The 14,555-nt window shown below is 71.4% G+C and carries 9 protein-coding genes; 5 read left to right on the top strand and 4 right to left on the bottom strand.

The genetic code is table 11. The features are described from left to right. Positions 1–12 precede the first annotated feature (12 nt). Complete coding sequence (locus tag ACIBK0_RS22540; RefSeq protein WP_399082660.1) at positions 13–531, bottom strand: toxin-antitoxin system HicB family antitoxin; 519 nt, start codon at positions 529–531, stop codon at positions 13–15. Positions 532–976: 445 nt separating this feature from the next. On the opposite strand from ACIBK0_RS22540, the gene ACIBK0_RS22535 reads away from it, so the two are divergent. Next, on the top strand, positions 977–4,384 hold the full coding sequence (locus tag ACIBK0_RS22535) for an AfsR/SARP family transcriptional regulator (RefSeq protein ID WP_399082657.1): 3,408 nt from the start codon (positions 977–979) through the stop codon (positions 4,382–4,384). A 19-nt stretch (positions 4,385–4,403) separates the two neighbouring features. On the opposite strand, the gene ACIBK0_RS22530 is transcribed toward ACIBK0_RS22535, so the two are convergent. Next, positions 4,404–6,374 (bottom strand): sigma-70 family RNA polymerase sigma factor, encoded by a 1,971-nt coding sequence (locus tag ACIBK0_RS22530; protein WP_399082654.1) that lies wholly within the window; start codon positions 6,372–6,374, stop codon positions 4,404–4,406. Between the two features lie 439 nt (positions 6,375–6,813). Beyond that, positions 6,814–7,590, bottom strand: coding sequence for a TetR/AcrR family transcriptional regulator (locus ACIBK0_RS22525; RefSeq protein WP_399082651.1), 777 nt, complete (start codon positions 7,588–7,590; stop codon positions 6,814–6,816). Positions 7,591–7,965: 375 nt separating this feature from the next. Here ACIBK0_RS22525 and ACIBK0_RS22520 point away from each other — a divergent pair, with 375 nt between their 5' ends. From ACIBK0_RS22520 to ACIBK0_RS22510, 3 genes are all read left to right on the top strand, one after another. Further along, positions 7,966–9,342, top strand: coding sequence for an NAD(P)/FAD-dependent oxidoreductase (locus tag ACIBK0_RS22520; protein WP_399082648.1), 1,377 nt, complete (start codon positions 7,966–7,968; stop codon positions 9,340–9,342). Positions 9,343–9,574: 232 nt separating this feature from the next. Next, complete coding sequence (locus ACIBK0_RS22515; protein WP_399082645.1) at positions 9,575–11,224, top strand: SpoIIE family protein phosphatase; 1,650 nt, start codon at positions 9,575–9,577, stop codon at positions 11,222–11,224. A gap of 167 nt (positions 11,225–11,391) precedes the next feature. After that, positions 11,392–12,207 (top strand): class I SAM-dependent methyltransferase, encoded by an 816-nt coding sequence (locus tag ACIBK0_RS22510; protein WP_399082642.1) that lies wholly within the window; start codon positions 11,392–11,394, stop codon positions 12,205–12,207. Positions 12,208–12,265: 58 nt separating this feature from the next. On the opposite strand, the gene ACIBK0_RS22505 is transcribed toward ACIBK0_RS22510, so the two are convergent. Beyond that, entirely contained in the window at positions 12,266–13,543 is a 1,278-nt protein-coding gene (locus ACIBK0_RS22505) for an MDR family MFS transporter (RefSeq protein ID WP_399083239.1), read from the bottom strand. A 144-nt stretch (positions 13,544–13,687) separates the two neighbouring features. Between ACIBK0_RS22505 and ACIBK0_RS22500 the strand changes: the two genes are divergently transcribed. Next, positions 13,688–14,236, top strand: a complete 549-nt coding sequence (locus tag ACIBK0_RS22500; protein WP_399082639.1) for a MarR family winged helix-turn-helix transcriptional regulator — start codon at positions 13,688–13,690, stop codon at positions 14,234–14,236. Positions 14,237–14,555 lie beyond the last annotated feature (319 nt).

Genomic DNA, 14,555 nt, shown 5'->3' with positions numbered 1-14,555 from the left:
GCGGGGGCGCGGCTAGCGCACCCAGCCCGTGAAGCTCTGCCCGATGGTGTGGGTCTTCTCCGTCGTACGCGGTCGCGTGCCGCCGTCGACCGCGGCCGACACGGCCCGCACCAGCCACGCGTTGACCGACAGGCCCTCGCGGCTCGCGGCCTCCTCGGCACGCGCCTTGAGGTGGGCCGGCAGACGCAGATTGACGCGGGCGGTGCCGCCCTCGTCGCCGTCGGCGGGCGCCTGCGCCTTGAGCGGTTCGACGGGCGCGGCGGCCGCTTCCATGGGGCCGCCGTCGGCGGGCGGCGGGGTCACCACGAAGTCGGGGTCGAGCCCGCGCAGCCGTACGTCGACCGAGCCAGGGGCGAGTTCGCGGGTGATCTCGTCCATCGCGGCGGAGAGCACGTTGAGCAGGGTCAGACGGGTCGCCGACTCCAGAGGAGCCGTGAGCCGCTCGGCCAGCTCGCGGGCTTCTTCCCCGCCGGCTTCGGCGGCCACCGCGAGTTCGCGGCGGAGGGTGTCGACATACGGGGTGAGGTCCATGACGTCATGGTGGCACCAATGTGGTGCCATGCGCAAGCCTGGATGGCCCCTTGCGTGGGGCAGGTTTGAGGAAAGCCGCCCTGAGCTGCGGAAACGTGAAGGGGTTGGCCTGAGTCATCGTGGTGCCATGCGCGCTTGCGCGCACTAGGGGGCGTGGAATAGTGCCGCACGGCACTGGGTGGCACCAAGCGGTGCCACCCGGTGCCACGTGATGCCATGTGATGGCGCAAGGGGGCAACGGGCAACAGTGAATCCTGTCCATGAGAGGCCCTCAATACCGATACGGGGGTCTGGGGGCGGAGCCCCCAGGTACGGGACGGATATGGGCGGAGGGGGTGAATTCCCCAAACCACCCGCACCCCCGCGCCGGGCGAGGCGGAGTGCCCGGGGAGGCTCGCCAGGGAAAGCCGATGTCTCCGGTGCCGGCGACGGTGAGAATGGGTGGGTGCGGTACAGGATTCTGGGGGTCGCCCAGGTGGAGGATGACCGGGGGGCTCAGGTCGCCGTCGGAGGCCCCCGGGTGCGCGCGCTCCTCGCGGCGCTGGCGCAACGCCCCGCCCGCACCACCACCCCGGACACCCTGATCGACGAGGTGTGGGCGGACGATCCCCCGCTGGACGCCCCTGCGGCACTACAGGCCCTCGTCGGTCGACTGCGCCGCGCCATCGGCAAGGACACGGTCGTCTCCGAGGCGGGCGGCTACCGCTTGCGGGCCACCAAGGACGACGTGGATCTGTTCGTCTTCGAGCGACTGGTGGGGGAGGGCAAGACGGCGCTGGAACGCGGCGACGCCACGATCGCCGTCGCCCGGCTGCGCGAAGGGCTCGCTCTGTGGCGTGGCCCCGCCCTCGCGGACCTCCCCGACCGCACCGTCGCGACCCGCCCGGAGGCCCTCCGCCAGGAGGCGACCCGGACCCGCATCGAGGCGGACCTGCGGCTGGGCCGCGCCACCGACGTCGTACCGGAGTTGAGAGAACTCACGTCGGCTCACCCGTACGACGAGGCGCTGCACGTTCTGCTCATCCGCGCCCTGCGCGACGCCGGCCGCGGCGCGGACGCCCTGGCCGCGTACGAGGGGGTGCGACGCGGACTGATGGACGGGCTGGGCGCGGATCCCGGGCCGGAATTGCGTGCGCTGTACGAGGAGTTGTTGGATCCCCGGTCGCGGCGCGATGAGGGGGACGGGACGTGGCCCGGGAGCGGCACGGCTCACCGCCAAGCCCGTGCCGGTGGGACGTCGCACACGGGCTCCGCCGAGCCGGGAGACTCCTCCCGTGCCGCGCGGAACGGGAACATTCGTCCCCGTCTGAACTCGTTCGTCGGCAGGGAACCCGAACTCGACGCCATCCGTTCGGATGTTCAGAGGGCACGCCTGGTCACCCTGACCGGACCAGGTGGTTCGGGGAAGACCCGCCTCGCCGAGGAAGCCGCCGCCGGGCTTCCGCAGGCGTGGCTGGTCGAGCTGGCCCCGCTCGACCGGCCCGAGGCGGTCCCGGGTGCTGTGGTCAGCGCCCTCGGCCTGCGCGAAACGGTGCTGATCACCAACGAGATGGCGGTCCCGCAGGACGACCCGCTCGCCCTGCTCGTCGAGTACTGCGCCCCGCGCAGCCAGCTCCTGATCCTTGACAATTGCGAGCATGTCATCGGTGCGGCGGCCGAGCTCGCCGAGACCCTGCTGACGCACTGCCCAGGACTCACAATTCTTGCCACCAGCCGTGAACCCCTGGGTGTGCCCGGCGAGTTGGTGCGTCCGGTCGAACCCCTGCCGCCCGACCCCGCTCGCCGCCTTTTCATGGAGCGGGCGTCGGTCGTCCGCCCCGATGCCGAAGCCGCGCCGCACGATTCGGCAGCCGTGGACGAGATCTGCCGACGGCTCGACGGCCTGCCCCTGGCCATCGAGCTGGCCGCCGCCCGGCTGCGGCTGCTCACCCCTCGTCAGATCGCCGACCGGCTCGACGACCGCTTCCGGCTGCTCACCTCCGGAAGCCGCACGGTGCTGCCCCGCCAGCAGACCCTGCGCGCCGTCGTCGACTGGTCCTGGGAGCTGCTCGACGAGCGGGAGCGGACCGTGCTGCGCGAGGCGTCCGTGTTCGCGGGCGGTTGGGACCTGGCGGCCGCGGAGGCTGTCTGTACCGGGCCCGCGGCCGACCTCGTCGGGGCGCTGGTCGACAAGTCCCTGATCGTCGCCAACCCGTATGACGAGGACGGCAGTGGCGGCATGCGGTATCGCATGCTGGAGACCATCCACGAGTACGCGACCGAGCGCGCCGCCGAGGTCCCCGAGCTGCGCGCCGCGGCTGAGCGGCGCCACCGCGCGTGGGTGCGCGCGCTCGTCGACGAGGCCGAGCCGCTCCTGCGCTCCGCCGAGCAACTCCCGTGGATCAGGCGCCTGGAGACCGAGCTCGACAACATCAGGGCGGCCCTCCACCGCACGATCGCCGCCGCTGACGAGGAGGAGGCCGGCGCCCTGGTCCTCGCCATGAGCTGGTTCTGGTGGCTGCGCAACTTCCGGCGCGAGGGCACGGAATGGACGGACCTCGTGCTGCGGCTGGGCGCGGCCATCAGTCGTGGAGACCTGCCCGTCGCCGGGATCACCGGACGGGCGGGCGGGTCTTCTCGCGCCGCGGGTGATGCCCACCTCGCCGCACTGGACGCAGTGGACCCGGTGGGGGCCTTCCTCGATGCCCCCGAGAGCGACGAGCATCCGCTGCGCGGTATGCGGATGCGGCTGCGCATGCTCCACCTGTTCATGAAGCTGGAGGTCGAACCGCCGGACGGGCGGGACGACGGCCGGATGCGGGAGTACGTGACGCGGGTGCGGGCCGTCTTCGAGAAGGGCGGCCCGGACGCGGCACGCATGCCGGGCATCGTCTGGCCGCTGGCCGCCGTCTTCCTGAACGGCTCGGAGGACATGCGCCCCATCATGGACGCGGCGGTCGCCAACTGCCGTGCCTACGGCGGTGAGTGGGAGATCGGCGTCATCCTGATGTTCCGTACGCACATGGTCGTCGACGCGCCGGGAGGTATGCACGGCGTGGACGACGACCTGGCGGAGCTGCGCGAGCTCAGCCGGCGGGTGGGGGACCGGTGGATGTGGGCCCAGGTGTGCAGCGCGGCCGGTGAGGCGGCCATGGCACGCAGCCTTTTCGACGAGGCGAAGGGGGAGTACGAGGAGGCGCTGCGGCTCGCCTACGAGGTGGGCGCGTACGCCGAGGTGCCTTTCCTGATGGCGCGGCTTGCCGAGATCGCCTACCGCGCGGGCGACCGTTCCCGGGCGCTGACCGCCCTCGACGAGGCGAGCGCGGCGGCCGACCGGTACGGGGTGATGGACTCCCGGGCGTTCGTTCGCCTCCTGCGCGCCAAGGTGGCCCTGGACGACGGCGAGGTCGCCTACGCGCGTGAACTGTTCGAGCTGGCGCGCGAGGAGAGTTCCCAAGGCACCCCGCCTCCGCAGTTCACGGCTGCGCTGAACTGGGTGGACGCGCTCGTCACGGCCGCCGAGTCCGGCCCGGAGCGCGGTCTGCGCAAGCTGTTCGACGCCCTGCGGGAGGCAGTGGACACGCGGTGCGCCGATGTGGTCGCAGCGGGCCTCGTCGATGTCGCGGCGGGCCTCCTCGCCGAGCTCGGCGACCACCCGCCCGCGATCCGTCTGCTCGCGGCCGCCGTGCGGTGGCGCGGTGGACATCCGCGTCCCGCGCGCGAGCGCGCCGAGGCCGAGCGCACGGAGGCCGCCGCGATGGCGGCCCTCGGACCGGTTCGCTACGAGTCCGAGCGCGCCACGGGTTCGGACTTCACCACGGAGGACGCCCTGCGGGATCTGGCCGAGGCGCTCAAGGAGCACGCCGACGAGTAACGGCGCTCCTCACGCGCGCTCACCGGCACAGGAACTTCGACTCCGCCCAGTCCGCCGGCGCCGCCGAGTCGAGCGGGGTGTGCGGCTCGACGGCGAGGCGGATCGTGTCGTGGCCGGCGAGGTTCACATGGACGGGGACTGCCTGGTCGCCGCCCTTGATCACCGGCGACTGCCATGCCTGGGACCCGTCGACGTACACCGAGAAGCGGACCTTGCCGAGCCCCATCGTCAGGTCGTCGACGCCGACCATCGCGTCGTACGAGGTGCAGCTGCGGTTGAGGTCGATGGTGACGGACGACAGGCCGTGGACGGTCACGCCGTGCGCGTACTGGCTGTTCGCGATCGACACCCCATGGCGCTGCCACACCCAGCTGCTCTCGCCGAGCCGCATCTCGGGCTTGGTGTGATCGCCGTTGAAGCCGTAGCTCAGCTCGCTCCACTGGTAGACGACCGGGGCGGGAGGGGGAGGGGGAGGAGTCGGGGTCGGCTTGGGAGTGGGCTTCCGCTCGGCCTTCGTCGGGGTGGGCGTGGGCGACGGCTTGGGCGTCGGCTTCGGTGTGGGCTTGGGCGCCGGAGAAGGGGGCGGCGGAGGAGTCAGGGTGGGCGCCACCACCGGCGGCTTCGGCGCGGGTGCCTTCTTCGGCGGCTTCGGCGGCTTCGGCGACGGCAGCGGCGCTTCGACGGCGGGCGAGGTGGCCGGCTTGGCCTCGGTCTGCTTGGCCGGGCCGTCGTTGCCGACCAGGGCGAGCGCCACCGCCGCCGCGGCCACCGCGACGACTCCCGCCGCGATACCTGCTTTGACCGGCGCGCCGATCCCCTCCGAGGCAGCCACGCCGCCCCCCGCGCTCGCGCCCCCGGAGCTGCCGCCCGCCGCGGCGGCCGCGGCCCCGGCCGCACCCGCTCCGGCGCCACCGGCGATGAGCGCGACGGCCTTCGCGTACCCGGCGGCACCGAACCAACCGATGACCGCGACCGGCACGACCGCGGGGATCCCGCCGGCGACTTCCTTGATCTGGCCCGCGGCCAGCCGGCACTTGGCGCACTCCTCCAGGTGCTTGCGCAGCCCGCGCTCGGCGCGCGTGCGCAGCCCGCCGCGGGCGTAGGCGCCCAGCCGGTCGGCGTAGCGGGCGCACTCCTCGTCCATGGTGAGCGTGGCGCTCACATGTGCCTGGAGGTAGGCCTGTTTGAGGCCCTCGCGGGCGCGGCTGGCAAGGACGCGGGTGCCGTTGGCGTCGAGCCCGAAGAGCGTGGCGACCTCGCTCGGCGACTCGTCCTCGACCTCTGTGTGCCACAGCACGGCCTGCCAGCGTTCGGGCAGCGACCGGAACGCCTGCATGGCCATGGACTGTTCGGCCTCGTGCATCGCGCGGACGTCCGCTCCCAGGCCCAGCGTGGCGTCGTCGGAGACCTCGGAGGTGCGCGCGGCCTGCGCCGCGAACGCCGCGAAGTCGTCGACCAGTTGTTCCCGCTTCGCCGATTTCGTCCAGTTCGCGGCGACGCGGCGGACGGTCGTCAGCAGATACGCACGTACGGCGTGCTCGGGGCCACTGCCACCGCGTACCGCCTGCAGCATGCGCGCGAACACCTCGGCCGTGAGGTCGTCGGCGGTGTGCCCGTCTCGGCAGCAGGTGCGGGCGTACCGGCGCACGGCGTCCGCGTGGCGCCGGTACAACTCCTCGTACGCCGTGTCGTCGCCCGCGCGCATCCGCTCGATCAGAGCGGCGTCGGACGGTGGCAGATCGGCCGGAGGCGGCGGCAGGGCGACGCCGTCGCGCCGGTCGAACCGGTCACGCTGCGACGGGACGCTGGGATCCGGCGCGCCACGGGACGGCCTGGCACCCGGGGGTGAGGCATCCGACGGCGTGTTACCCGGGGTGCCGCTCTGCCGCCCGCCCTGACTGGGCACCTGGGGCGTCGACGGCCCGCCGGTTCCCGTGCCACCGTCCGCGCCACCGTCGTCGAGTGACTCGTCCCGCCCGTCAACGCTCATCGCGGAAAGCCCCCGCCTGCACACTCGGACCCGAATACCGGGCAAGAGTGCCACAGGCCTCAGGGGGCCGACCCCCCTGTAGGGACCAACCACTCGTCCGTGGGGACTTCGCCTACGAGAGCAGCCAGCGGTCACTCGTTTGGGGAACAGTCAACGAACGGTCCCCGCACGGGAGTCGCCGTGACATCCGACATGTCTGGAACGAAACCGGCGGCACCCGGTACGCGAGTGGCGCAGCACTCGCGTCCAGGACGGCCTGCTACTCCGGGAGAACCCGGGATTCCGGGAAGCCCGTTACCCCAGGAAACCCCCGTACACCCAGGAAACCCGTACACCCAGGAAACCCGTACACCCAGGAGACCCCGTACTCCAGGAGACCCCGTACTCCAGGAAACCCGTACTCCGGGAAGGCCCGATGCGTGACGGCTCGAGGGACGGCTCACGCCGGACGCGAGCGCAGCCCCTCCAGCAGGATGTCGAGCAGCCGTGCCGAGGCCGCGGCCTGCTGGGCGGCGTCCGGCAGCGAGGGCGCCGCCGTCGCTATCACCAGCAGTACGTCCGCCACGGTCACGTCCGCCCGCAGCTCGCCCGCCGCGCGCGCCCGGTCCACCAGTCGGCCGACCACGTCGAGCAGCGCCGCCGCACCGGCGTCGTCCGCCGCGATCGCCGACTCCTCCTCGGGTGTCTGCCGCTGTTCGACGAGCCGCAGCTCGGGCGTGGGCTGGGACCGTTGCTGCGGCACCCGCGCCTCGTCCGCCTCGACCCTGTCCTCCGCGACGCCGACCCGCAGTATCTGCGGCGGCAGCAGCCGGCCGGCGCCCGAAGCCACCGACGTGCGCAGGAAGCGCGAGAGCGCCGACCACGGCTCGTCCTCCTGGCCGAGCGCCGCGCGTGCCTGATCGGTCAGCCGGGAGGTCTCCTCCTCGGCTATCCGGCGCACCAGGACGTCCTTGCTCGGGAAGCGTCGGTACACCGTGCCGACACCGACCCTCGCGCGCCGCGCCACGTCCTCCATCGGCGCGCCGTACCCCAGCTCGCCGAAGACCTCGCGCGCCGCGCGCAGTACGTGCTCCAGATTGCGCTGTGCGTCCACGCGCAGCGGCGTCGTACGCGATCCTTCACTCGGACCGCGGCCGTTGCCGCTCGCTGCCGCGCCGACCGTGCCACCGGATGCGATGGCAGACGCGGAAGACCAATGAGAGTCCTGAATGTGCATAAGCGTTCCCCCGGTAATGACGTCTCCCCCCGGAGACTCTCCCCGCCATTGGTAGCCGGAGCGTGCGGAACAAGCTTGTGTGCACGAGCCCGCCCTGCGGACTCGTCGAGCGCATCCCCCTACACCCCGTCGACACACGAACATAGTTGAGAGGGGGTCAATTCAGAAGGGGCAGGTTCCGCACGGAGCGCCCCCCGATCGGAGTACGGGACGGTTACGTCCCGATTGCGCCCCCTCCGCGCACCCCGCGCACCCCCGCTGACCTGCGCATCTTCCATGCACTCCGGCAAATCGGCCAACCCTGCGCGTTGTCGGCGTCCGGTCACACAAATTGCCGGGCCTGTGGACAAACTCCAGAGCTGGGTGCGTCATGGGATGGTGAAGGAACGTGCGCGCATTCTCATTGTCGGCGGCGGCTACGTCGGGATGTACACAGCTCTGCGCCTGCAGCAGAAGTTGAAGCCCGAACTGAAGCGGGGCGAGGTCGAGATCACGGTCGTCTCGCCCGACCCGTACATGACGTATCAACCGTTCCTTCCCGAGGCCGCCGCGGGCTCGATCTCGCCGCGCCATGTAGTCGTCCCGCTGCGCCGGGTCCTGGACCAGTGCCGGATCGTCATCGGCGAGGTCCAGTCGATCGACCACGCCAAGCGCACCGCGACGCTCAGCACGCTCGCCACCGAGGAGGAGGGCGCGGGCGCGGCGCAGATCACGTACGACGAACTCGTCCTCGCCCCCGGCTCGATCTCCCGCGCCCTCCCGATCCCCGGCCTCGCCGACTACGCCATCGGCTTCAAGACGGTCGAGGAGGCCATCGGCCTGCGCAACCACGTCATCGAGCAGATGGACATCGCCTCCTCCACCCGCGACCCCGCGATCCGCGATGCGGCGCTGACCTTCGTCTTCGTAGGAGGCGGTTACGCGGGCGTCGAGGCGCTGGGCGAGCTGGAGGACATGGCCCGCTACACCGCGCGCTACTACCACAACGTCCAGCCCGAGGACATGAAGTGGATCCTCGTCGAGGCCTCGAACCGCATCCTCCCCGAGGTCGGCGAGGAGATGGGCAAGTACACCATCACCCAGCTGCGCCGCCGCAACATCGACGTACGGCTGGAGACCCGCCTCGACTCCTGCGCGGACCGCATCGCCGTCCTCAGTGACGGTGCCCGCTTCCCCACGCGTACGGTCGTGTGGACGGCCGGTGTGAAGCCGCACCCGCTCCTTGCCGCCACCGACCTCCCCCGGAACGGGCGCGGCCGCCTCAAGTGCACTGCCCAGTTGACCGTCGACGGCGTCACGCACGCGTGGGCCGCGGGAGACGCGGCCGCCGTCCCCGACGTCACCGCCGAGCCCGGCAAGGAGACCGCGCCCAACGCCCAGCACGCCTTGCGTCAGGCCAAGGTCCTCGGCGACAACATCGCGCACTCCCTGCGCGGCGAGGCGCTCGAGACGTACTCCCACAAGTACGTCGGCTCGGTCGCGTCCCTCGGGCTGCACAAGGGCGTCGCACACGTCTACGGGCGCAAGCTGAAGGGCTATCCTGCCTGGTTCATGCACCGCGTCTACCACCTGAGCAGGGTGCCCACCTTCAACCGCAAGGCCCGTGTGCTCGCCGAATGGACCCTGGCGGGGCTCTTCAAGAGGGAGATCGTTTCCCTCGGTTCGCTCGAACATCCCCGTGCGGAGTTCGAACTCGCGGCCGGTGGAAAGCATCCTCTCGACCCCAAGCTCGACCCGAAGGGGTCGTCCTGACCGGACCCAGGAACTCCACCGGTTGGGCCGACGTCTGACGGATGTCGGTCCGGTCCGCCAGACTGGTCCACGACCTCGGGTGGGCCCACCGCCCGCCCCTCTGAACCCGCGAAGCTTTCCCCACTGTGCTGCATCCCCCCGGGGGACGCAGCACTCAACAGCGGCTCCGCCGCGGGCCGGACCCCGACCGACCCGGTGCCGGCCGTAGTCCACAAACACGAGGCAAGGATTCGTGAACTTCACGCGCTGGAGCGCCCGGCTCCCCGGAACGCAGCGCCGCGCCGCAGCGCGGACCGAGCACACGGTCTCCCCGGACCGACGAGGGGAAAGCTCCGTGCCCGGGGCCCGCGTAGAGCAGCTGGATGACGACGCGCCGCCCGTGCTCGCCGTCGACGAGCTGCCGGTGCGCGAGGTCCTCGACCGCGTCCCGGCCCTCGTCGCCCTGGTGCACGGTCCAGAGCACCGCCTCGCGTACGTCAACGACGCCTATACGGCAGCCTTCGGCGTACGCCCCGTCGGCGAGCCCGCGCGCGCGGCACTGCCCGAGCTGGACGAACTCGGCCTGCTGCCACTCCTCGACCAGGTCCTGCGCAGCGCGAAGCCCCGCACGGTCAAGTCCCGCAAGGTGCCGAGCGGGCGCTCGTACACCTTCACCTGCACACCCGTCGACACCGCCCCGGAGGGCCAGGGCGGCGGCGTACTCATCTTCGCCACCGATGTCACCGACCACGCCGAAGCCGCCGAACGGCTGCGCGCCAGCGAGCGCCGCCAGCGAGAAACGGCCGTCACCCTGCAGCGTTCGCTCCTCCCGCAGGAGCTGGAGGAGCCCGACGACCTGCGCATCGCCGCCACCTACCAGCCCGGCGGCACGGAGGCCGCGGTCGGCGGTGACTGGTACGACGTGATCACCCTCGGCGGCGGCCGCACGGCGCTCGTCATCGGCGACGTCATGGGCCGCGGGGTCCGCGCGGCGGCGGTCATGGGCCAGCTGCGCACGGCCGTACGCGCGTACGCCCGCCTGGACCTCCCCCCGCACGAGGTCCTGCAACTCCTGGACGGCCTCGCCACCGAGATCGACGCCAACCAGATCGCCACGTGCGCGTACGCCGTCCATGACCCGAACGAGAGCCGGCTCGTGTACGCCTCGGCTGGCCACCTGCCCATCCTGGTCCGCGACGAGAGCGGCACCGTCCACCGGGCCGACGAGCCCACCGGGCCGCCGCTCGGCACCGGCGGCTGGTTGCACACGTCGGGATCGGTGCCGCTGGGCCCCGGCTCCACGGCCGTCCTGTACACGGACGGCCTGGTCGAGCGCCGCGACGAGGACCTGGACGAGGGCATCGCATCCCTGGAGCGCGCACTGGCCGGTGCCACGGGCACCCCCCAGGTGATCTGCGACCGCCTGGTCCGCTCGGCCGGCGTCACGGCCGACCACGACGACGACGTGGCGGTCCTCGTCCTCCAACACCCGGCGCGTACGGGCCCGGACGGCGAGCTCTTCCGCAACGCCGCCCTGGAGTTGCTCGGCGGCGTCGAAGCGGCTCCACGCGCGCGTGCCTTCGCCTCCGGCGTGCTCACCAGCTGGCGCTTCCCGCCCGATCTGCACGACCTGGGCGTCCTGGCCACGAGCGAACTCGTCGCCAACTCGCTGCAGCACGGCACCCCACCCATGCGCCTTCGCCTGCGCCGCACGGACCGCCGCCTGATCATCGAAGTCACCGACGGCGACGACCACCTGCCGCGCCGACGCCGCGCCGAGCCGGGCGACGAGGCCGGCCGTGGCATCGCCATCGTCGCCACGATCGCCTCCGGCTGGGGTTCCCGGCGTACGCCGGGTGGTGGGAAGGCGGTTTGGTGCGAGTTCGGCTTGCCGGGCGGGTAGTTCCGCGCCCCTTTTAGGGGCGCGGGGAACTGCGCAGTCTTTTAGCGGGGTTGGGGGCGCAGCCCCCAGGTACGGGACGGGTAGGGGCGGAGGGGGCGAAAAACCACCCACCCGCACCCCCGCGCGTCACCTGGCCGCCCACCCCACCCAGTGCTAGTAGCTCCCCCATGGCAGACGAAACAGGCTTTCAGCTCAAAGGAAATGCTCCCGAGCGCTACGAGCAGTACGCCGCGCCGTTGATGGCGCCCTTCGTGGCGACGATCCTGGACGCCGCCGACCTGTTCCCCGGTGCCACGGTCCTCGACCTGGCCTGCGGCACCGGCTTCACGGCACGGGCGGCCGCCGCCCGCGTGGGCCCAGCGGGCCGCGTCTCGGGCGCGGATGTCAATGAGGGCATGATCAGGGTGGCCAGGGAAAACGCACCCCGCATGTACCCGGACATCGAGTTCACAGTGGCCCCGGCGGACAAACTCCCCTACGAAGACGCGGCCTTCGACGCGATCGTGTGCCAGCAGGGAGTCCAGTTCTTCCCCGAGTTGCCCGCGGCGCTCGCGGAGACGGCCCGCGTGACCCGCCCGGGCGGTCGCTTCGTCGCCACCGCCTGGGCCGACAGGGACCGCATCCCGTACTTCGTGGCCCAGTACGAGGCCGTCAAGGAATACGGCGGTCCGGAGATCGCCGCGGACTACGAGGGCGCCTTCTCCGGCACCGCCGAGCGTCTCACCACCGCCCTCCGCACGGCCGGCTTCCACGACGTCACCTCCCGAGAGGTCAGCTTCGGCATCGCCTTCCCGCCCCTCGCCGAATACGCCCCCGGCCAGCTCTCGTCGACGTCCTGGGGCCAGTCGATCGTCGACAACGCCGGCGACGACGCCCTCGTACGGGCAGGCCGCGCCGTCCACGCCCGCCTCGCGGACCGCACCGCCCCCGACGGCAGCGCGACCCTCCCCTTCACCGCCAACCTGGTGACAGGGGTTCGCTGACAGACGAAGACGGCCGCGACCCCGGTGAAGGTGGTCGCGGCCGTCGTGCATCGGTCCGTCAGGAACTCGCCGGGACCTGCACCGGCTCCGCCGGCGCCCCGCCCTGCGCGACCACCCGGCTCTTTGCGAGCGACGGCTGGTTCTGTACGGGGGTGAGCTGCCGCCCCAGCCGCACGGCCAGGAAGGTGATGCCGAGCGAGAAGAGCAGGAACGTCACGATGTACGGGCCGTGCAGCGAGGCCCCCATCGGCCCGCCCACCGCGGGACCGACCGCCAGCGCGAGCTGCTTCACCAGGGCGAAGGCGGAGTTGTACTGACCGGCCATGCCCGTCGGTGCCAGGTCGGCGACCAGCGGCGCGACGGTCGGCGACAGCATCGCCTCGCCGAGCCCGAAGAGCGCGTACGTCGAGACGAAGGCCGCCGCGGCCATGGTCCGGCTGCCGTGGCCGAGGCCCGCGTAACCGGCCGCGAGCCATGCGACAGCCCAGATGAGACCGACCGCGGCGATCACCCGGGACCGCTTCCGGCGCTCTACGAACTTCAGTACCGCGAACTGCGCGACCACGATCATCGCTGTGTTGGCCGCCATCGCCGTACCGAGCGCGGACGTGGAGATCCCCGCCGCCTCGACGCCGTACGCGGAGAGCCCCGACTCGAACTGCCCGTAGCAGGCGAAGAACAGCACGAAGCCCAGCACGGACAGCTGCACCATGGCCCGGTTGCCGAGCAGCTGCTTCCAGCTGCCGCCCTTGGCCCGCGGCGCACCTTCGACCTTCGGCGCGTGCGGCATCCGTATGGTCGACATGATCACGACGAGCAGCAGGAACATCGCCGCCTCGATCGCGAACAGCAGCGTGAAGGAGCTCGCCCGCGAGGTGTCGACGATGTGGCCGCCGATCAGACCACCGATGCCGAGCCCGAGGTTCTGCAGGAAGAACTGCATGGCGAAGGCGCGCGAGCGGCTGTCCGCTGTGGAGCAGTCCACGATCATCGTCGCGAGCGCCGGCTGCATCACGGCCTGTCCGGCACCGAGCGCGGCCGCCGACACCAGCACGGTCGTGGCGCTGTTCGCGAGCCCCAGGCTCATCGCTCCGAAGGCGGCGGTGACCAGGGCAGCGAGCAGGACCGGCCGCGGGCCGCGCCGGACAATGGCCCGCCCGGCGAACGGCAGCACGACGAGAGCGGCGACGGCGAAGACGGCGAGCACGAAGCCCGCCGTCATGGAGCCGAGTCCCCGCACCTGCGCCACATAGACGTAGAGGAAGGGGACCGTAAAGCCGAGCCCGAACGCGCTGAGTGCGTTGCCCACGTGGATCCGGCGCATCGCTGCGCCCATCGCCCTGGTCACTTTCACCTGCCTTGGTCGTGAAGCTTCCCTCTGCATCGATGCAGACCTGAAGACTTCGAAGCTAAAGTTAGATGTTGAACTGTACACCTCGAAGGACTTCAACGCCAAGCGGCGCCGTGCGATACTGCGACCATGGGCGACACCCCCGGCGTCAGCGAGCCGACACTCGAAGAACAGATCGCTGCCTACCAGCGCGAGTTCCAGGACCTCGACCCCCAGGTCGAGAAGATCGTCTCGGCCCTCTCCCGCCTCAACCGACGGATGAATGTCGCCTACGGCCGCCAGACCGCCGCGCTCGGCATCAGCAACGCCGAGTGGGAGGTCCTCAAGGCCCTCGTCCTCTCCGGGGCTCCGTACCGCATGGGCCCGAGCGACCTCGCCAAGCGGCTGGGCCTGACCCCTGCGGCGATGACGCACCGCATCGACCGCCTCGTAGCGGAGGGGCTGGTCACGCGGGAGCGCGACGAGTCCAATCGGGTACGCGTCATCGTGGAGCTCACGGCCGAGGGGCGCGAGAAGTGGCTTGAGGCGATGCGCCTCGCCACGGTCTTCGAGGAGGACCTGCTCCAGGACCTGTCCGCTGACGAACGCGGTGTCCTGGGCGAAGTTCTGACCCGTCTTCTACGACGAGTGGAGCACGCCCAGCCGGACGCGGGCGGCCGGCTCAGCGACCTCGATTAAAGATCTTGACAGGGACGGTTGACATCACCCTTCCCGATCCGTAAGGTTCTTCGAGTTGCCACGGAGCCGTAACGGTTCTGCGGCGGCACCTCCGCCGCTGATGCGGCAACCAAACCACCAGCATGATCTCCCTTCGGGGTGGAATTCGGCGTGCCCGAATTCAATTCGATTTGGGTTCGGCGGCCCGATTAGGAACTGCCGAGAGGATCCGCTAAAGTTTGGAACGTCGGAACGGCCCAACAGCCGCGAAGACAAGCCCGCTGACTGGGAGTCAGGCCCGAAAGGATCTGATAGAGTCGGAACCGCCGGAAAGGGAAAC

The sequence above is a fragment of the Streptomyces sp. NPDC050564 genome (assembly GCF_044457265.1).
Classification (GTDB): domain Bacteria; phylum Actinomycetota; class Actinomycetes; order Streptomycetales; family Streptomycetaceae; genus Streptomyces.
This window is presented reverse-complemented; position numbering and strand designations above follow the sequence as displayed.

Coding starts and splice junctions, on each gene's coding strand:
- ACIBK0_RS22540 (WP_399082660.1), bottom strand. CDS start 531: ATGGACCTCACCCCGTATGTCGACACCCTCCGCCGCGAACTCGCGGTG.
- ACIBK0_RS22530 (WP_399082654.1), bottom strand. CDS start 6,374: ATGAGCGTTGACGGGCGGGACGAGTCACTCGACGACGGTGGCGCGGAC.
- ACIBK0_RS22525 (WP_399082651.1), bottom strand. CDS start 7,590: ATGCACATTCAGGACTCTCATTGGTCTTCCGCGTCTGCCATCGCATCC.
- ACIBK0_RS22520 (WP_399082648.1), top strand. CDS start 7,966: ATGGTGAAGGAACGTGCGCGCATTCTCATTGTCGGCGGCGGCTACGTC.
- ACIBK0_RS22510 (WP_399082642.1), top strand. CDS start 11,392: ATGGCAGACGAAACAGGCTTTCAGCTCAAAGGAAATGCTCCCGAGCGC.
- ACIBK0_RS22505 (WP_399083239.1), bottom strand. CDS start 13,543: ATGGGCGCAGCGATGCGCCGGATCCACGTGGGCAACGCACTCAGCGCG.
- ACIBK0_RS22500 (WP_399082639.1), top strand. CDS start 13,688: ATGGGCGACACCCCCGGCGTCAGCGAGCCGACACTCGAAGAACAGATC.